This window comes from Streptomyces sp. NPDC126510 (assembly GCF_040302345.1).
Lineage (GTDB): Bacteria > Actinomycetota > Actinomycetes > Streptomycetales > Streptomycetaceae > Streptomyces.
In genome coordinates this window covers 80,495-99,082 of the sequence record NZ_JBEORR010000015.1, presented here as the reverse complement: position 1 = coordinate 99,082, position 18,588 = coordinate 80,495, and the positions used below count along the sequence as shown (strand labels likewise).

The 18,588-nt window shown below is 71.2% G+C and carries 17 protein-coding genes; 10 read left to right on the top strand and 7 right to left on the bottom strand.

Annotated elements, in window-relative coordinates; translation table 11 throughout:
- Positions 1-38 precede the first annotated feature (38 nt).
- From ABTX60_RS22540 to ABTX60_RS22530, 3 genes are all read left to right on the top strand, one after another.
- Positions 39-1,745, top strand: coding sequence for an MFS transporter (locus tag ABTX60_RS22540; protein WP_352098789.1), 1,707 nt, complete (start codon positions 39-41; stop codon positions 1,743-1,745).
- 37 nt (positions 1,746-1,782) lie between these two features.
- Positions 1,783-3,810, top strand: a complete 2,028-nt coding sequence (locus tag ABTX60_RS22535) for a HelD family protein (RefSeq protein ID WP_352098788.1) — start codon at positions 1,783-1,785, stop codon at positions 3,808-3,810.
- A 686-nt stretch (positions 3,811-4,496) separates the two neighbouring features.
- Entirely contained in the window at positions 4,497-5,270 is a 774-nt protein-coding gene (locus ABTX60_RS22530; protein WP_352098787.1) for a helix-turn-helix transcriptional regulator, read from the top strand.
- Positions 5,271-6,106: 836 nt separating this feature from the next.
- Here ABTX60_RS22530 and ABTX60_RS22525 read toward each other — a convergent pair.
- A complete protein-coding gene (locus ABTX60_RS22525; protein ID WP_352098786.1) occupies positions 6,107-6,982 on the bottom strand; it encodes an AraC family transcriptional regulator in 876 nt (291 codons plus the stop codon).
- Between the two features lie 205 nt (positions 6,983-7,187).
- On the opposite strand from ABTX60_RS22525, the gene ABTX60_RS22520 reads away from it, so the two are divergent.
- The gene (locus ABTX60_RS22520) at positions 7,188-8,081 is read left to right on the top strand and encodes a glycosyltransferase family 2 protein (RefSeq protein WP_352098785.1); all 894 of its coding nucleotides are present in this window, start codon (positions 7,188-7,190) and stop codon (positions 8,079-8,081) included.
- Between the two features lie 579 nt (positions 8,082-8,660).
- The gene (locus ABTX60_RS22515) at positions 8,661-10,643 is read left to right on the top strand and encodes an AfsR/SARP family transcriptional regulator (RefSeq protein ID WP_352098784.1); all 1,983 of its coding nucleotides are present in this window, start codon (positions 8,661-8,663) and stop codon (positions 10,641-10,643) included.
- Between the two features lie 183 nt (positions 10,644-10,826).
- Here the strand turns inward: ABTX60_RS22515 and ABTX60_RS22510 are convergent, their stop codons facing one another.
- Positions 10,827-12,518, bottom strand: a complete 1,692-nt coding sequence (locus ABTX60_RS22510; protein WP_352098783.1) for a bifunctional 3'-5' exonuclease/DNA polymerase — start codon at positions 12,516-12,518, stop codon at positions 10,827-10,829.
- A gap of 55 nt (positions 12,519-12,573) precedes the next feature.
- On the bottom strand, positions 12,574-13,314 hold the full coding sequence (locus ABTX60_RS22505; RefSeq protein ID WP_352098782.1) for a Clp protease N-terminal domain-containing protein: 741 nt from the start codon (positions 13,312-13,314) through the stop codon (positions 12,574-12,576).
- Between the two features lie 97 nt (positions 13,315-13,411).
- On the opposite strand from ABTX60_RS22505, the gene ABTX60_RS22500 reads away from it, so the two are divergent.
- Positions 13,412-14,524, top strand: coding sequence for a DUF2786 domain-containing protein (locus ABTX60_RS22500; RefSeq protein ID WP_352098781.1), 1,113 nt, complete (start codon positions 13,412-13,414; stop codon positions 14,522-14,524).
- A 16-nt stretch (positions 14,525-14,540) separates the two neighbouring features.
- On the opposite strand, the gene ABTX60_RS22495 is transcribed toward ABTX60_RS22500, so the two are convergent.
- The 4 genes from ABTX60_RS22495 to rpmB all read right to left on the bottom strand — a co-directional run bounded on the left by ABTX60_RS22495 (position 14,541) and on the right by rpmB (position 16,510).
- Entirely contained in the window at positions 14,541-15,068 is a 528-nt protein-coding gene (locus ABTX60_RS22495; RefSeq protein ID WP_352098780.1) for a DUF4232 domain-containing protein, read from the bottom strand.
- A gap of 222 nt (positions 15,069-15,290) precedes the next feature.
- Positions 15,291-15,806, bottom strand: coding sequence for a hypothetical protein (locus ABTX60_RS22490; protein WP_502992368.1), 516 nt, complete (start codon positions 15,804-15,806; stop codon positions 15,291-15,293).
- 162 nt (positions 15,807-15,968) lie between these two features.
- On the bottom strand, positions 15,969-16,274 hold the full coding sequence (gene rpsN / locus ABTX60_RS22485; RefSeq protein WP_352098779.1) for a 30S ribosomal protein S14: 306 nt from the start codon (positions 16,272-16,274) through the stop codon (positions 15,969-15,971).
- A complete protein-coding gene (gene rpmB / locus ABTX60_RS22480; protein ID WP_352098778.1) occupies positions 16,274-16,510 on the bottom strand; it encodes a 50S ribosomal protein L28 in 237 nt (78 codons plus the stop codon). The genes rpsN and rpmB overlap by 1 nt, the downstream gene beginning before the upstream one ends.
- Positions 16,511-16,574: 64 nt before the next feature.
- Here rpmB and rpmG point away from each other — a divergent pair, with 64 nt between their 5' ends.
- From rpmG to rpsR, 4 genes are read left to right on the top strand one after another with little or no spacing between them, the layout of a single operon-like run.
- Positions 16,575-16,739: a 50S ribosomal protein L33 gene (gene rpmG, locus ABTX60_RS22475; protein WP_352098777.1), complete on the top strand. Its 165-nt coding sequence runs from the start codon at positions 16,575-16,577 to the stop codon at positions 16,737-16,739.
- Positions 16,740-16,741: 2 nt separating this feature from the next.
- Positions 16,742-16,999 carry a type B 50S ribosomal protein L31 gene (locus tag ABTX60_RS22470; RefSeq protein WP_053669728.1) on the top strand — a complete coding sequence of 86 codons (258 nt, stop codon included), beginning with the start codon at positions 16,742-16,744 and terminating at the stop codon, positions 16,997-16,999.
- A gap of 4 nt (positions 17,000-17,003) precedes the next feature.
- Positions 17,004-18,206, top strand: a complete 1,203-nt coding sequence (locus tag ABTX60_RS22465) for a CobW family GTP-binding protein (RefSeq protein WP_352098776.1) — start codon at positions 17,004-17,006, stop codon at positions 18,204-18,206.
- A 6-nt stretch (positions 18,207-18,212) separates the two neighbouring features.
- Positions 18,213-18,446: a 30S ribosomal protein S18 gene (gene rpsR, locus ABTX60_RS22460; RefSeq protein ID WP_352098775.1), complete on the top strand. Its 234-nt coding sequence runs from the start codon at positions 18,213-18,215 to the stop codon at positions 18,444-18,446.
- Positions 18,447-18,588 lie beyond the last annotated feature (142 nt).

Sequence of the window (18,588 nt, the reverse complement as noted above, 5' to 3'; positions counted from 1 at the left end):
GGCAAATCTGGCAGAGGCATATAGTTCGTTCGGTCGCAATGGTTTCGGCGAGAAACTCCGAGCTTGACAGCGTTGTGGAGCTTGCTTATATTCCAGTCGGTCAAGTTCCCGTCGATCGATATCCGAAGGTGTTCATGGCCGCGTCCTTAACGTTGCCGAAGTCCAGGCAGCGGTTGATTCTCGCCATTCTCATGCTGTGTTCTCTGCTGATTTGGCTGGAGAATACTGTCCTGAGTACTACGCTGGAGACCCTCGCGGACCCGGTCCATGGACTGGGGGCGGATCCCGGTCAGCTGCAATGGGCCACAGGCGCATACACTCTGGTCTTCGCAACCTTGATGTTCACCGCCGGCGCACTGGGCGACAGCTTCGGCCACCGGAATGTGCTCGCCGTCGGCTTGGTGATCTTTGGCGGGGCCTCGATCTGGGCGGCGTACGCAGGCGACGCTAGCCAGCTGATTGCCGCCCGGGCCGCGATGGGAGTCGGCGCCGCACTGATCATGCCCGCCAACTTCGCCATCCTGTTGTGGACCTTCACCGGCCCCGGGCGGGCAACCGCAATCGCCATTTCTTCGACCTCCACCGGTGTCGGAATGGCAGCGGGCCCGGTACTGGCGGGACTCCTGCTCAGTAATTTCTGGTGGGGTTCGGTCTTTCTCGTCAACGTCCCCATCGTCGTGCTGACATTGGCTGGGGTCGTCCTGTTGGTTCCCAACTTCCGCAGCCCTACCGTGCGGCCGCTGGACCCGGCAGGGATCTTGCTGTCGATCAGCGGACTCGCGGCGTTGACCTACGGCCTGATCCGGGCGGGGCAGGTGGACGACTGGAGTCGTTGGGACGTCTGGGCGCCGATCGCGGTCGGGGTCGTCCTGCTGGCCGCCTTCGTGGTCGTCGAACTGAGGGCCAAGGCACCGAGCTTTGATCCCCGGATGCTCGCGCAGCGGATGTTCGGTGGTGGCAACGCGTCCATGGCGTTGCTGCTCTTTTCTGTGGCTGCCGTGACCTTCTACAACGCGTTCTACATGCAGGGGGCACTGGGCTACTCGCCGATGAAGGCCGGCTTGGCCAATGTTCCGACCGCGGTCGGCGCTGTCGTGGGGGCGCCCCTGGGCGCACGTCTGGTCAGCCGGTGGTCGCTGCGCCCTGTCGCCGTGCCATCGATCACTGTGGCGGCGTTCAGCTTTGGCGCGGTCGGATTCCTTGATCTGGACACCCCGCTCGTCTGGATCGAGATCCTTCTGTTGGTGCAGGGCCTTTCCGTCGGAATGGTCCTGGCCCCGGTGACCGGAGCACTGCTCAGCAGCCTGCCGCTGGAACAGTCCGGTGCCGGATCGGCCGTCACCAACACGGCGCGGCAGGCCGGCAGTGTGATCGGGATCGCGGTGGGCGGCACGATCATGTCGATCGCGTATCGAGGCGCGATCGAACCCTCGCTGAGCGATGTCCCGAAGGCGCATCAGGACAGCGCCCGGGTTTCCGCAGAACAGGCCCGGCATGTCGCCGCCACTCTCGACCGGCCCGCTCTTGCGGAGGCTGCCGATCGTGCGTTCATCCACGCCATGCACGTCGGCGCGGTCTGGATCACGCTCATCGCGCTCGTCGCGACAGCCGTGTTGTTGATCGCCTTGCCTGCCGCCGGAAAGAGGAAGAGTCCGACACCGGAGCCGGACCACGAGGAGGCCCGCAGCACAGAGCCTCGCTCCGCCGCGCGAACCGAAGGAGCCCTTGTTGTCGAAAATGAATGATTCCGCTGCGCGTGCGGTTGAATTGGAGCAGGATTATGTGTCCTCCCTGTACGAGTTGCTCACCGAGCGGATTTCCGAGGCGCGAGTACAGCGTGCGAGTCTGCTGAAGGCAAAGACTGAAAGCGCCGGTGAGGCATACGAGAGAGAAAACGCCGCCGAGCGTCTGGCCAAGGAAATCGGCCGGCTGGAGGGCGCCGAGAAGGGGCTGGTCTTCGGGCGCATCGACTGGACGGACGGTACGGCCCTGCGCATCGGGCGGATCGGACTGCACACGGAGGAGGATGACCTGCCTCTGCTCGTGGACTGGCGCGCGAACGCGGCGCGGCCCTTCTACGAGGCGACACCGGTCCACCCGATGGACCTGCGGCGGCGCCGGCACCTTCGCCTCGAGGAGCGCACGGTCGTCTCGGTGAGCGACGAACTGCTGGACGGGACCGCCCCGACCGACGAGGACGTCGTGGGGGACGGCCCGTTGACCGAGGCTCTGTCGGCACGGCGTACGGGCAGGATGCACGCGGCCGTCGCGACGCTGCAGGCCGAGCAGGACGAGATCGTCCGCTCCGCCCACCGCGGGGTGACCGTGGTGCAGGGCGGACCCGGCACCGGCAAGACGGTGGTCGCCCTGCACCGGGCGGCCTACGTCCTGTACGCGTTCCCGCGCGCCACGGAGGAGGGTGTCCTGGTGGTGGGCCCGAACGCCCGCTTCCTGGACTACATCTCCCAGGTCCTTCCCTCGCTCGGAGAGAACGACGTCGTTCTGTCGACCTGCCGGGAACTGGCCGGAGTGTCCACGGACACGGTGGGCCCGTTCGACACGGCGCGTATCAAGGGAAGGTCCGACCTCGCCGACGCCCTGGCCGGCCTGCTGCGCGTCCACCAAGCCCCCGCCGGTGACTTCACCGTGCGGGTCGGACAGGAACCGGTTCACCTTTCCGGCGAGGAAGTCGCCACGGCACGCGACGCCGCCTTGGCGGCCGTATCGGGGCACAATCCCGCGCGCCAGGTGTTCAAAGAGCTCTTGGTCGACGCCGTCACCGACGCGATGCAACGGGACATGGGCGACCTTCTGGAGCAGATCGACGCCGATACCGAAAGGATGACGGGCCTGAACCTCGACCGGTTCACGGGAGTCGCCCAGCGCCGTGTCGAAGGTGCGGCCGACCCGGGGCCGGTCCACGAGCTGGACCTGGACGCCATCCGAGCCGATCTGCTCGACGACGCCGGCGTCGACCGAGCGGTCGAGGTGTTGTGGCCGCGGCTGGTACCCGGTGACCTCGTGCAGGCGCTCCTGACGGACGCCGGCGCTCTCGCCGAGCACCTGCCCCGCCTGACCGCGCAGGAGCGGTCCCTGCTGCTGCGCGGTCCGGACGACCCGTGGACCGATGCCGATGTGCCGTTGCTGGACGAGGCGGCGAGCCTGGTCGACGGCCCCCCGGAGCGGACATACGGGCACGTCGTCGTCGACGAGGCGCAGGAACTGACCGCCATGCAGTGGCGGATGATCGTCCGCCGCTGCCCGGCAAGGGCGATGACGCTGGTGGGTGACTTCGCCCAGGCCGGCCCGGTCGCGACGGCACGCGACTGGAAGGAAGCACTGAGCCCTCACGTCGGACCGCGGTTCAAACTGCACAACCTGACCGTCAGTTACCGCACCACGCAGGAGATCCTGGAGAGCGTCCGGGACCTGCTCACGCGGATCGCTCCGGACCAGCAGCCCACACGGTCACTGCGAAGCGGTGAGAGCCCTCGCACGGTGACCACACCTCCGGACGGTTTGGTCACCGCCGTCGTCCAGGAACTCCGCGCCCAGAGCACCGCGCACCCGGGCGAGCTTCTGGGAGTGATCTGCGCGGACACCAGGGTGAGCGAGCTGACGGCCCAGGGTGTCGCTCACCACGCACGCGTCGTGCCGGCGTCCGAGGCACGCGGCCTGGAATTCGACGGGGTCGTCGTCATGAACCCCGAGGAGATCATCACGGCCCGCCCCGGTGGGGAGAGGGACTTGTACGTAGCCCTGACCCGGGCCACCAAGCGCCTCTGCACCATCACCGCCCAGCCCGCCTGACAACCCGGCGCCCGCGTCGTCCCCGCGGGCGCACCCGGGGTGAAGCCGACGTCGGGCTGCGGGTCGTACAAGTCGGCTTCGATGCCGAGTCCCTGCGTGCTGTACCCGCCGCCCGGACACCCCGCCGAGGTGCTCGGCCGCCTCATACTTCAACCGGCTGTACTGCGTCGTGCTGTGGCTGTGGCTGTGGCTGTGGCTGTAGCTGTGGCGTTCGGCCGGCAGCCGCAGCAGCCCGCCCGCTGGGCAGTGCTCATGTTCCTGCCCAGCGGCCACCACCTTCTCCGGCGCGATACCGACCAGACCGGCAGGCCGGCTCTTCGCCGCCGCCTCCTTACGGATCGTCGCTTTCGTACGCAGTCGACCACCATCTCCGGATACTCGTCCGGCTTCCCAAACCGTCCCGTCCGCCGTCCGAGTCCATCCGCTCGGTCCACCGGATCCTCGGGATGAACCCGGCATACGCGATCAGGTCGGGGTCGGACGCGGCAAACAGTTCCGCGGTCCTATGTGAAATTTTTACTTGCAATTTTACTTCAGGGATGCCCTGTCCTCCGAGTGTGCTGACTAGTCCGGGGTGGACAGTTCACGTCACTCCGTGCCATGCTCATCTATCAGTGGGTGAACCTTCCAGATTCAACAAGAGGAAATGAGGGGACCACTGATATGGACAACGGGGGATCGCTGATATGGGCAGCGTGAAGGGCAGGTTAACTTGGCAACCGGTTCCGGGCAGTGAAAAACACGGAAACTACAGCAGCCGGATAGGCGACTTGGTTCCTGGCATATCTGGCGGGCGAGCTTTCCTGCAGGCCGGGCGATCCCTGCCACAGACTGAGATAGCACTGGTAATCGAAGACGACATCCGTCGATACAGTATCGAGGGAATGCTTCGTTCGCTCGACATCCAGTTGACAGTTCAAACTGTCACGAATGCCGAAGATCTCGCGACATTCTGCAACGGCCGACTGGTCATTTCAGACAGCAATGCTTTGGGGTCTGTACCCGGCGAGATCGCTGAAAAGCTGCGCATCCAGAAGGCACATGTACTGATCCTGGTGGATTCGGCAGACGTCGTCGAGCAATCCTGGGCCGATCATGCAAACGGGTTCCTGGACTGGGCGGATCTCTGCCCCGAGTCCCTGCGCGAAGCGATCGTCGACGTGAAGGCCGGACGATTTCATGTGTCGGCCACCCTGGCACGACGGTCCGTGACAGCGTCCGACCAGGCCGGTGACCACACCACCTCGAAGCGCGCGTCGATGATTTCACTGACGGCACGTGAACACCAGGTGCTGCGCCTGATTGCCGAGGGGCTGAGCAACCGACAGGTCGCTCGATCGCTGAGTATCTCCGAACATGGAGTCAAGCGCACGGTCGGGATCATTTTGGCCAAGCTCAACTGCCCAAATCGGACTCTTGCGGTTGTTCGGGCCATGGAATCGGGGCTCCTCGTTATGTGAGGTGTCGGCCGATTGGCGAAGTTCTGTCCGTCGGCACGGCTAGTCCAGAAATAAACTTCTTGCCAGCCGGGCCATGGGGCAGGCTGTCCTCTCTCGATCGCGGCCCTGCCGCGGCTTGGCGAGCAAGCTACAGAGGGCTGGGGTGTTCGCGAATGCCTCAGCCCTTGAGTCTGTGAATTACAGCCCTATTTTCTCCCTTGAGGGTACTTATTCCGGACGAGAATCAAGCCTCTTGGGGTCGGGCGCCTTGTTTCCCTCCGCACCGGCCACACCCGGATTGCGGCGAGCCTCGAACACTGCTTAGCATTTCGCTGCTGATCTTGTCCGTGCTCGACTGATCTTCCAGCTCGGCCAACTTGTCGGCCCTTATCGGAGTTGGCTTTGGAGTTGGCTTTCCATCGGTTGGATTCGCCGCGGCAACTGGCGACACTGTCGCGGGCACCGCCCGATTGACGGTTCGCCGGGCCGGCGGCGGGCTGGTAACGGCTGCACAGGCCCATTGGCGCGGGCGGTACGGGCGAGGTCCGGCAGGCGTGCGACGAACGTCTGGACCGCCGCGGTCGAGACGCGCGCGGGTACGGATCGGGCGGTTAATGAATGCAGCCCTGCAGGCAGCCGCGCCCCAGACAAACGGGTGTCGGCCACAGCGGCATGAACAGCGGTATGCCGGAACCTTTCGCTCAGCGGAGCCGGAGCGGCGGACTCGGCACTCGCGCGGCTGCCGCCCTACGCATGTCCGGCTCGCCGCTCGACCGGGCGCTGTGTCAACGCACCTCGGCAGTGTGCCGGGGCAGGTCCCCCGCCAACGTCCGCATGGTGGCGGGGGGCCGGGCAGGTCAGCGGGACGTTTCCCGCTCCACGGGCAGCCACAGCTCGGCGTCCGCCTCCGTGCCGTCGGGTGACATGCGGGCGCGGAGGATCTCCGGGCCGGGGCGGGTGCGGTAGGGGTTGGACGGGAACCACTCGGTGTACACGTCGCGCCAGAGGCGCTGGATGGCCTGCGGGGCGGGCCCCGAGGTGGTGAAGACCGCCCAGGTGCCCGGCGGTACCGGGAGTGCGGTGGTGCCCTCGGGAGCCGGTGCCGGGTCCGAGGTGATCACGGCGTGGTAGTAGTCGAGTTCCGTGCCCTCCGCGCGGCTCGGATCCAGGTCGTCGCAGACCGCGACGAGGCCCTGCGGCTCCTGGTCGGACAGGTTCTCCAGGTGCTCCACGGCGGGCTTGTCGAGGCCCCGGACGAAGTCGATGATCGCCTGGTTCGGGCCGGAGTGGATCAGGGGGATCCGGGTCTTGAAGCCCGTGACGGTGAAGGCCGGGCGGTCCATGACGCGGTAGTGCATGCTGCTGCTCCCTTCGACGGTGAGGCGGAAGGTCAACCGGGGCTGGGAGACGAGCGCGGCGCCGGTGCGACGGGCCTCGCCCGGGCCCACGCCGTGCATCGCGCGGAACGCCCGCGCGAACGCCTCGCCGGAGCCGTAGCCGTAGCGGACCGCGACCTCCAGGAGCGTCGCGTCCCCGGCCAGCACCTCCGCACCCGCGACCGTCAGCCGACGGCGGCGGACGTACTCCGACAGCGGCATGCCGGCCAGGGCCGAGAACATGCGGCGCAGGTGGTACTCCGAGGTGCATGCCGTACGCGCCAGTTCGGCCGCGTCGACGGTGTGGCCGAGGTCGCGTTCGATCCGGTCCATCGCCTGGTTGAGCCGGTCCAGCACGTCCGGTCTCCTTCCTTTCGTGCCTCACGCTAGGCAGCGCGTGCCCTGCCGCACCCGACATCCTGTGCCCGTTCCGGTCGGGTGCCGCCTGCGCTGAACGGCGTAGGCGCACTACCGTCCGGCAGGCATCCTTAAGACGTCCCTACCGTGAACGGCTAGCATCGCCCGTCAATCAGTCAGCTGCCGATGGGTACGAGGTGAGGACATGGGGGCGCCCAGGATCGCCGTCGCCGTGGTGACGATGGGCAACCGGCCCGACGAGGTCGACGCCCTGCTGGAGTCCGTGGCCAAGCAGGACGTGCCGCCCGAGCGGATCGTCGTCGTCGGCAACGGCTGCCCGCTGCCCGACTTCGCCGGCAGACTGTCGCTGCCCGGCGAGGTCACCACCGTCGAGCTCGACGAGAACCTCGGCTGCCCCGGCGGGCGCAACGCCGCCCTGGAGCGGCTGCGGGAGTTCGGCGACATCGACGTCGTGGTGGATCTCGACGACGACGGACTGCTCGTCGACCCCGACGTGCTGCGCCGCGTGCGGGACCTGTTCGCCGCCGACGAGCGGCTCGGCGTCGTCGGCTTCCGCATCGCCGACGAGCTCGGCGAGACGCAGCAGCGGCACGTGCCCCGTCTCGGCAACTCGGACCCCCACCGCGGTGGTTACGTCACCGGCTTCCTCGGCGGCGGGCACGGGCTGCGGATGGCGATGCTCGACGAAGTCGGCGACTGGCCCGCCGAGTTCTTCTTCGCGCACGAGGAGACCGACCTCGCGTGGCGGGCGGTGGATGCCGGGTGGCGGATCCTGTACGCGCCCGAGCTGCTGCTCCGGCATCCCAGGACCTCGCCCGCCCGGCACGCCATCTACTACCGGGTGAACGCCCGCAACCGGGTCTGGCTGGCCCGGCGCCGGCTGCCGCTCCCGCTCGTCCCCGTCCATCTGGGCGTGTGGGTGCTGCTCACCCTCGCCCGCAACCGGTCGGGTGCCGGGCTGCGCGCGTGGTTCGGCGGATTCGTGGAGGGCGTACGGGAGCCGGCGGGGGAGCGGCGGCCCATGCGGTGGCGGACGGTGTGGCGGCTCACTCGGCTGGGACGGCCACCCGTGATCTGACGCGCCCCGCAACCTGACGCGCCCCGCAACCTGACGTGCCGCCCGTGATCTGACGCGCCCCCGTCACCTGACGTGCCGCCCGTGATCTGACGCGCCCCCGTCACCTGACGTGCCGCCCGTGATCTGACGCGCCCCCGTCACCTGACGTGCCGCCCGTGGTCCGACGGGTCTCCCGTCACCAGACGTGTCGCCCATCGCCTGCGAGCGATCCGTCATCTGACGCGTCGACGGAGTCCGACCAGCCGGAGAGATGGAGAGGGTCCCGGCCGTTCACCTCGCCGGCCGGGACCCGGACCCGGCCGCGGCGGCGACACTCCCCCGAGTTGCGCGTCCAGACGCGCGCACCACCGGGCCAGATCCGATGCAGTGATCACATCAGGCTTTGCCAACGGATCGCTAACATGTGGCCAACGCTTCGCCGTTGCGGCATCCGCCGATCGGCCGGAAGTCGCCGAACCGAGGCCGACGACGGCCAGGGCGTCGGCTGATCCCGACGCAACGCGTGAAGGCCAGGTGGCGGAAATTCGCCGCCCAGGGGTGGAAAACCGCCATGGCGGGGTGCACGGGGGGAGTGGCGCGATGATGCGGTTCGGGTTGTTGGGCCCACCGGTGCTGTTCCGCGACGATCGAGGCGGGCCGCGGAGTGAGGCCACGCCCGTCGTAAGCGCCAAGTCCCGGGCTCTGCTGGCCGCGTTGCTGCTCGACGCCGGACGGGTCGTCTCCGCCGAAGCGCTGGAGGACGCGCTGTGGAGCGGGGCGCCGCCCGTTTCCGCCCGGGCCTCGCTGCACAATCACATCGCCCGGCTGCGGCGGCTGCTCGACGACCCCCGACGGCTGCGTACCGTGCCGTCCGGGTACGTGCTGCGGCTCGACGAGGGCGAGCTGGACGTCCACGTCTTCGACGGACACGTCACCGCCGCGCGGGCCGCGCACACCGACCAGGCCTGGGAGCGGGTCGTGCACGAGTGCGCGGCCGCGCTCGGGCTGTGGCGGGGCGCGCCGCTCGCCGGGCTGCCGCCCGAGGTGGGCGGGTACGCCTTCGCGCAGCGGCTGGGTGAGGCCCGGCTGTCGCTGCTGGAGTGGCGCTACGACGCCGAACTGGCACTGGGCGGACCGCGGCTGCACGAGCTGGTGCCGGAGCTGGCGGCGCTGGCCGGTGAGTATCCGCTGCGGGAGGTGTACCACCGGCAGCTGATGCTCGCCCTGCACCGCACCGGCCGTCAGGCCGAGGCCCTGGCCGTCCACTGGGACCTGCGTACCCGTCTCGTCGGCAGGCTCGGCATCGAACCGGGAGCGGGGGTGCGGGAAGCGCACGTGGAGGTGCTGCGGGGGGCCGTGGGGGACGGCGGTGCCGGGGAGCCGGGTGACAGGGGCAGGGTGCCGGCGTGCCCGGCCGCCGGGGTGTCACCCGGTGAACCGGGCGGGCCGGTGCCTCCGCCCGCCCAACTGCCTCCGTCACCGGCCCCTTTCGTCGGCCGCGGCGCCGTACGCGACTCCCTGCGCCACGCCCTCACGGCACCCGGCCCCCATCCCGTCGCCGTCATCAGCGGCATGGCCGGCGTCGGCAAGAGTGCGCTCGCCCTCCGGGTCGCCCACCACCTGGCGGAACGTTTCCCCGACGGGCAGTTGCACCTCGACCTGCACGGCGCCGCCCCGGGCAGGACCCCTCTGACCCCTGCTCAGGCGCTCACCGCGCTGCTGCGTGACCTCGGAATCGAGCCCTGCCGCATCCCCGAGCAGCCGGACGCCGCGGCCGCGTTGCTCCGGTCGCTGCTCGCACCGGCCCGCACGCTTCTGGTGCTGGACGATGCCGCGAGCGCCGCACAGGTACGGCCGCTGCTGCCGGGCGGTGCCGGGTGCGCGGTGATCGTCACCAGCCGTTCGCCGCTGACCGCCCTCGACGGCGCGACCCGGTTCCCGCTCGCCCCGCTGTCGGAGGAGGAGAGCGCCGAACTCCTGCGCGGCGCCTCGGGTCGCGACGGACTGGACGGCACGGACGCCGCCCGGCTTCTCGTCGGGCTCGCCGGCGGGCTCCCGCTGGCCCTGCGGGTCCTCGCCGCGCGGCTCGCCGCCCGCCGGAGCCTGACGCCCGAGACGCTCGCCGGGCAACTCGCCACCGCCGAAAGCCGTTTGCGCCACCTGGAGTACGACGATCTGAGCGTCCGCCGCTCCCTGGAGGTGTCGTACGACGCGCTCGCCGCCTCAGAGCGTGAGGCCGACCGGGACGCGGCCCGCACCCTGCGCGGTATCGGCACACTCGACCTGCCCGCCTACGGCGTCCCCCTCCTCGCCCGTCTCACCGGCATCGGCGAACCCCGCACCGAGGCGGCCCTGGACCGCCTGCTCGACGTGGCCCTGCTGGAGGAGACGACGTACGGCCGTTATGTGCCGCACGTCCTGGTGCGCGACTTCGCCCGTGAACGGGCCCGAGAGAGGAACGCCGTCGACACCGCCGGCACGGCGCCGCACTGGTACGCCGCTGTCGCCGAGCAGGTCCTCGCCGCGGCCGTGGGACCCGGCCTCGACCAGGACGGCATCCCCCCGGGATCCGCCGCTGCCTGACCGACCGCGGCCTGCCGGGGGACGGGCTCGGCCCCGGCTCCGGGCTCCCGGGTCCGCACTCCCGGCCCCCGGCTCCGGGCTCCGCATCAACGCCTCGCCCGCCTCGGTGCGCCGCGGTCACCACCGGACCACGGGCCGGCACCGACCACGGAACCGCGTGAACTCCTTGCGGCTCACCGGTGATCACTTGGCGTCCGCGTAGCACTCCACCACAGCCGTCGTGAACGGGAACCGCACCGGCGTCTCCCCGAAGGTCAGCCGACCGGCCAGGGCCGCCGCCTCGCGGATGGCCGCCACGACCGCGTCGGCCTCCTCCGCCGGGCAGTGCACGATCACCTCGTCGTGCTGGAAGAAGACCAGCTCGGCCGCCCGTTCCGCGCAGGCCCTGCGCAGCGCGGCGAGCAGCAGCAGCGCCCAGTCGGCGGCACTGCCCTGGACGACGAAGTTGCGGGCGAAGCGGCCACGGGCGCGGGCGTTGGTGGAGGCGTAGCCGGGCACCCACGCGGCGCTGTCGTCGGACTGGTCCGCCTCGGCTGCCGGGATGCCCGCTTCCTCGGTCGCGTCGTCCGTGCCCCGGGCCGCCGGCGGGCAGGTCCGGCCGAGCCAGGTCCGCACGAGCCGGCCCTCCTCCCCGGCCCGGGCCGCGTCGTCGACGTAGGCCACGGCTCTGGGGAAGCGGCGTCTGAGTGCCGCCAGGTTCTTCAGGCCGTCGCCGGAGGTCTGGCCGTAGACCGCGCCGAGCACGGCGAGTTTGGCCTGGGAGCGGTCGCCGGAGAAGGCCCGGTCGGAGACCGACTGGTACAGGTCGCTCTCCCGCCCGGCCACCTCCATCAGGCCCGGGTCGCGGGAGATCGCGGCGAGGACGCGTGGTTCCATCTGGTCGGCGTCGGCGACGACCAGCCGCCATCCTGGGTCGGCGACCACGGCCCGCCGGATCACCTTCGGGATCTGGAGCCCGCCCCCGCCGTTGGTGACCCAGCGGCCGGTCACCGTCCCGCCCGCGAGGAACTCGGGCCGGAAACGGCCCTCGCGGACCCAGTCCTGCAGCCAGGACCAGCCGTGGGCGACCCAGATGCGGTACAGCCTCTTGTACTCCAGCAGTGGTTTCACGGCCGGATGGTCGAGTGTCTCGATCTCCCACTTACGGGTCGAGGAGACCTTGATGCCGGCCTGCGCGAAGGCCTTGACCACGTCGGCGGGCAGGTCGGGGCGGACGCGGCGGCCGAACGCGGTGGACACCTCCTCGGCCAGCTCGGCCAGCCGGCGCGGCTCGCCGCCGCCCGCGTACCGCTCGCCCAGCAGGTCGTGCAGCAGCGCGCGGTGCACCCCGGCGCTCCAGGGCAGCCCGGCGCGGTTCATCTCGGCCGCCACCAGCATGCCCGCCGACTCGGCGGCCGTGAGCAGCCGCATGCGGTCGGGGTGCTCGGCGCTCGTGTGCCGCCGCTGCTGCTCGGCGTACACCGCGAGGAGGTCCGTCAGGGGCAGGTGGACGCCCTGGGGCTCGAAAAGGGAGGACTGGGAGCCCGGTTCCGCGGACCGCTGCGGCGGATCGGGCGGTACGGGGCCACCGCGCAGCCGGGCCAGGGCGGCCGTGGCCGAGCGTGGTTCCCCGTACCGCCCCTCGTGGCCGAGGAGGAGCGTCTCGGCGGCCTCGATGTCGTAGCACCGCTCGACTCGCACCCCCGTGGCGAGCAGGCGCGGGTAGACCTCGGCGGTGGACCGCCACACCCACCGCGTGACGCCGGGACGGCTCCGCACGGCCCTGGCCGCGTCCGCCTCCCGCCGCACCGGTCCGGAGGGCAGCCCGTCCGGGCCGAGGGGGGCGACGTCCACGCCACCGTCCTCGGCCGGGGCGAGCGCCCATCGGTCGGCCATGCGGTGAGTGTGACAGGGGGGTCTGACAACGCCTCCCTGCCGCCGCCCGCGAGGGTCAGGACCCGTCCAGCACGTTCTCCTGCGCCTGCGCGATCTTCTCCAGCACCCTGGCGACGTACTGCTCGCTCCGCTCCTTGCCGATGCCCAGGCCGCTGAGGACGCCCTGGCCGTTCTCGTGCTCCAGCAGGGCGAGCAGGATGTGCTCGGTGCCGATGTGGTTGTGGCCGAGGCGCAGGGCCTCGCGGAAGGTGAGTTCCAGAACCTTCTTGGCGGCCGGGCCGTACGGCACGAGCTCCGGGGCGTTCTCGACGGCCGGCGGGAGCGCCGCCGTGGCCGCCGCGCGGACCGCGTCGAGGGAGGCCCCCTGCTCGGCGATCGCCTTCGCGGCGAGTCCCTCCGGTTCGGCCAGCAGCCCGAGGACGAGGTGTTCGGGCAGGCCCTCGGCGTTGTGCGCGGCCTTGGACGCGTTGTGCGCCGCCATCACCACGCTGCGGGCGCGCGGCGTGTACCGGTTGAAGCCCTGGCTCGGGTCGAGGTCGGCCGACTCCTTGGGCACGAACCGCTTCTGCGCGGCCTGCCGGGTGACGCCCATGCTCTTGCCGATGTCGGTCCAGGACGCGCCGGAGCGCCGGGCCTGGTCGACGAAGTGGCCGATCAGGTGGTCGGCCACGTCGCCCAGGTGGTCCGCGGCGATCACCGCGTCCTGGAGCTGGTCGAGCGGCGCCTCGTGGACCTTCTTGATGGCCGCGATGAGGTCGTCGAGACGGATGGATGACGTGGTGTCGGGGTTCGTCATGCGTCAACCGTAGGTTGCGCCCTCGAGGGTGTCAACCGAGGGTTGACACCCCGATGCGGGTTCCGGTCCGGCCGTGCCGGCGTGGCACCATCGGCCCGTGAGTACGTCCAGCACCGTCGACCGCGCGTTCGCAGCGGCCCTCTACGAGACCGGCGAGACGGCCCTCGACACCGGCGCCTCCCTGCTCGCCTCCGACCCGGCGGCGGACGCCGAACTCGACCGGCGCGGACAGGAGTTCGTCGCGGCGGCCTGGCGGCGCGGCTGGCAGCCGGCCGACGTCGTACGGATCGTCCGGCGCGAGCTGGACGACGTGCACGTGCTCCTCGTGGCCGCGCTGATCCGCGGACAGGCGCCCGGCGACGGCCCCCGGGGCCGCCGCTGGAACGGTCAGCTCGCGGACCTTCCCGCCGACGCCCCGCCCCGCAGCGACCGCTTCTCGTACGCCACGGCCGTGCTGGAGCTGTACCGCCTGCTGCTGCGGCTGCCCGCCCTGGAGGCCCTCGACGAGACGCCCGGAGCGGCGCCCGGGGAGGCCGGGGCCGAGTCGCGCATGCTCACCCGCATCCGCGCCCTGCTGGCCAAGGCGGAGGCGACCGGGTTCCCGGAGGAGGCGGAGGCGCTCAGCGCCAAGGCGCAGGAACTGATGGCCCGGCACAGTGTCGACGCGGCGCTGCTCGCGGCGCGGGCACCCTCGCCGGACACGCCAGGGGCCTGCCGGATCGGGGTCGAACCGCCGTACGAGCAGGCCAAGGCGGTGCTGCTGGACGCCGTCGCCGGTGCCAACCACTGCCGGGCGGTGTGGAACGAACCCTTCGGCTTCTCCACCGTCGTCGGTTTCGAGACCGACCTGGACGCCGTGGAACTCCTCCACACCTCGCTCCTCGTGCAGGCCACGACCGCGATGACGAAGGCGGAGGCAGCACAGCGTGCGGGGGGCCGCAAGCGCACCAAGACGTTCCGGCAATCGTTCCTCGCGGCCTACGCCCATCGCATCGGCACCCGGCTGGCGGCAGCCGCCGAGGCCCAGGTGACCGACGATCTGCTCCCGGTCCTCGCCTCCCGCGAGGTGGCCGTCACCGGGCGGCTGGAGCGGATGTTCCCGGAGACGACCACGACCCGGCTGCGCGGGGTGCGCGACGCGGAGGGCTGGACGCAGGGCGCGCAGGCGGCGGACCGGGCCCAGGTCCGGCACCGGCCGCCGCTGCGCTGACCTGCCGTCGGCGCCGTCAGTCGCCCGACGTCTCGAAGCCGCTCACCGAGGGCTGCTTGTCCGATGCCCAGGCGACCTCGCCGTACGACCACGTCAGTTCGTGCGCCGTCCTGGTGTCGCCGGGCAGGGTGAAGGACGCCTTGCGCACGGCGAGGCTCTCCGGGGAGCCCGCCTCGGCCCGGACGTAGGTGATGGTGAAGGACGTGGTGCCGCCCTTCCCGAGGGTCAGCGACTGGGGCTTCGCGCCCTCGTCCGGGGAGACGGAGGTCGTCTTGTCGTCGGCCAGCAGGTCCACCCCGGGGAAGCCCTTGAGCGTGCACTGCGCGCCCTTGTTGGTCAGCGTGACGGTGACGGTGCCGGTGTCCCCCGCGGCCGGGGCGGCGGCGGCGCCGACCTTCACGCCCATGTCACCGAGCGCGCAGGCCGAATCGCTCGGCCGGTCCGCGTTCTTGACGTCGTCGCCACCGGAGGTGTCGTCGCTGCAGCCGGTCAGCATGACCGTGGCGGCGAGGGCGGCGGCCAGGGTGAGGGGGAAGGTGCGCATGAGGTCCTCTGGACGTGTCGAACGAAAGCGGTACCGGGCCCCTGGATCATCACGCACGCGCGTACCGCACGGCCACGCACCCCCTGCGATTCCCCCGAACGCCGGACTCCGGGACGTGCGCGTGCTAGTCCCGGAGTCCGGCGTCCCCGCCACGCGCCCCCGACGCCGAAAGGGCCGCGGTGCCCATGGGCGACCCGCGGCCCTTCCGACCGAGTCGGTGTGTCAGCCGAGGCTCGCCGTCGGCAGGCCCGTCGGCAGCTTGCCGCCCTCGGCCTTCGTGTAGGTCTCCGCGCCGAGGCCGCCCTGCCAGGTGACCTTCAGGCTGTTCTCGTCCACCGAGTTCACCATGCCGGTCGCCCGGTCCTTGGAGCCGTCCGTGCACTTCAGGCGGATCATCCGCATGCCGGACTCCTCGCCCGCGGTGCCGCTGCACACGCTGCCGCCGGTGGCGAACAGCGCCGCCTGCTTGCCGGTGATCACCAGGGCCACGGCCTTGCCGCCGGTCGTCGCGAGCCAGCTGCCCGCCAGTGCACCGCCGGACGAGCCGCCGGAACCGGAGCCGGAGTCCCCGCCCGCCGGGGCGGACGCCGAGGCCGACGAGGAGGGGGCGGCGGACGCGTCGTCGCCCGAGTCGCCGCCGCTGCCGCACGCGCTCAGCACGAGCGCGCCCGCCAGCCCCGCGGCCGCCGCAGCGACGCGCACGGCGCCGGAGCGGCGCGAGAAGATCACCGAAGTCACTGCAAGCCCCCAAGCTGTAGCCGGCCGACCGGCCCGGACGGCACCGGCCGGCCCCGTGGCCGGAACGACCGCAGCAAGCTACCAGGGCCCGTCAAGTGCTCCCGGGAACGCCCCTTACCAGGACGACTCGCCCACCCCCGGCAGACGTCCCGGGAGCGCCTCTCACCAGCTCGACTTGCGCACCCCGGGCAGATACCCCGCGTGCGCCTGCTCCCGCAGACTCACCCGGGACAGCCCGAACGCCCGGAAGTAGCCACGCGGCCTGCCGTCCACCTGGTCGCGGTTGCGTACGCGGGTGGCGCTCGCGTCGCGCGGCTGCCCGCGCAGCTCCGCCTGGGCGGCGAGCCGTTCGGCCTGAGTCGACGACGGTCGCCGGATGATCTCCTTCAGCTCGGCCCGCCGGGCGGCGTACCGCGCGACGATCTCCTGGCGCCTGTCGTTCTTCGCGATCTTGCTCTTCTTCGCCATCAGATCCTCACTCCCCGGGCGCGGATCCGGGTGACGGCCGCCTCGATCCCGATCGTGTCGACGGTCTTGATTCCCCTGGTGCTGAGCCGGAGCCGGACGTACCGGCCCTCGCTCGGCAGCCAGTAGCGCTTGGACTGGATGTTGGGGTCGAACCGGCGGGGCGTGCGCCGGTGGGAGTGGGAGATGCGGTTGCCGAAGCCCGGCTGGGTGCCGGTCAGCATGCAGTGCGCGGACATGGGTGGTGACGTACCTCTCTGCTCAGGTTATGGAAATGGATTTCATTTTCAGTATCATAGCGGCATGGCACGCAACGAGCTCCGTCCGGTCATCAGGCTCCGGTCCACCGCCGGGACCGGCTTCACCTACGTGACCCGCAAGAACCGCCGCAACGACCCGGACCGCATGACCCTGCGCAAGTTCGATCCGGTCGTCGGCCGCCACGTCGACTTCCGAGAGGAGCGCTGACCATGCGCGAGGGAATCCACCCGGAGTACGGCCCCGTCGTCTTCCGCGACCGTGCCGCGAACTACGCCTTCCTCACCCGCTCGACCCTGTCCGCCACGGCGGGCGAGAAGACGATCGAGTGGGAGGACGGCAACACCTACCCGGTTGTCGACGTCGAGATCTCCGACGTCAGCCACCCCTTCTACACCGGCACGGCCCGCGTCCTGGACACCGCCGGGCGCGTGGAGCGCTTCGAGCGCCGGTACGGAAAGAAGGGCTGATCCCGTGGCTGTCCCCCCAGGGCTCCCCGTCGTGATCGTCGGCGGGCTGCACGCCGACGCCCGCCGGGCGGCCGTCGCGCGGCTGCTCGCCGACGTGCCCGGCAGTGTCGTCCTCCACCACGACCTGTCGACGGCCGCCGCGGGCACGGTCGTACGGACCATCCGGGACGCCTCCGGTGTCCTCGACGCGGGGGAGGCGCCCCTCGTCAACGACTGCGCGTGCTGCGCCCTGCGCGAGGACCTGGTGCCGGAGCTGGAGCGGCTGCGGGACGCCGGATCCACCCGGCTCGCCGTCGTCGAACTGTGGGACTCCGTCGAACCCAAGGCCATGGCCGAGGTCGTCACCGCGGGCGGGCTCACCGTCACCGGTGTGATCACCGCCGTCGACCCGGCCCTGGTCCTGCCCTACCTCGGCAACGGCGACGACCTGGCCGACGCCGGTCTCGCCGCCGCCGCGACCGACCAGCGCACCATCGCCGACACCTTCGCGCGCCAGCTCGAGTACGCCCCCGTCCTCGCCGTCGCCGACTCCCCGGAGGCCGACGACGAGGACCGCGAGCTGCTCGCGCAGCTGCACCCGACGGCCCGCCGGGCCCCGGTCGGGCAGGGAGGCCCCGCGGACCGGGGAGACGACGGCCTGACCGTCCCGACCCCGCGCAGGCGTCCTCAGTCGGCTCTGGCCGAGGCCGCCCTGGCCGGCTTCGACGTCGAGGCGGCCGCAGCCGCCCAGCACCCGGCCTGCGCGCTGCTCCCCGCAGAGGCCGACGCGCACGGCGTCTCGACCCTGGTGTGGAGCACGCGGCGCCCCTTCCACCCGGAGCGGCTGTACGCCGCGCTGGAGGACCTGACCTGCGCGGCCGCCCGCAGCCGGGGCCGGTTCTGGCTCGCCGACAAGCCCGACACGCTGTTCCACTGGGACGCGGCGGGCGGGGCCCTGTGCGTGGAGAGCACGGGCCCGTGGCTGGCGTCCCTCCCGGACGCGGCCTGGGAGATGGTCCCGCCGGTGCGCCGTGCCGCCGCCGCGCTGGACTGGCACCCCGAGCACGGAGACCGCGGCCAGCACCTGGTCTTCACCTCGCCCGGCCTCGACCGGGACGGCCTGGAACGGCTGCTGGAGTCCTGCCTGCTGACCGACGCCGAGTACGCCGCCGGCCCCGACGCCTGGCAGCGCCTGCCGCATGCCTTCGACACCCTCCTGGAGGTCTGACCCGTCATGCCCCGCAAGCCCGACCGCAAGCCCGCCAAGGACCGGCCCAATCCCCTGGACCAGGCCGGGATCACGTACATCGACTACAAGGACACCGACCTGCTGCGGAAGTTCGTCTCCGACCGCGGCAAGATCCGCAGCCGCCGCGTCACCCGGGTGTCGTCCCAGCAGCAGCGGCAGCTCGCCAAGGCCATCAAGAACGCGCGCGAGATGGCGCTCCTGCCGTACGCCGGCCGCTGACGCCGAGCGCGTCCGGACCGGGTGAGGTTCCCCACGCTTGACGGGTGGGGGACCGTTCGCCCGTGCCGCGACCGGGCCGGAGTACGCCGCCGGCCGTCCGGTGCCGCGGCGCGCGGCGGGCCGTCAGGACCGGGCCGGACCG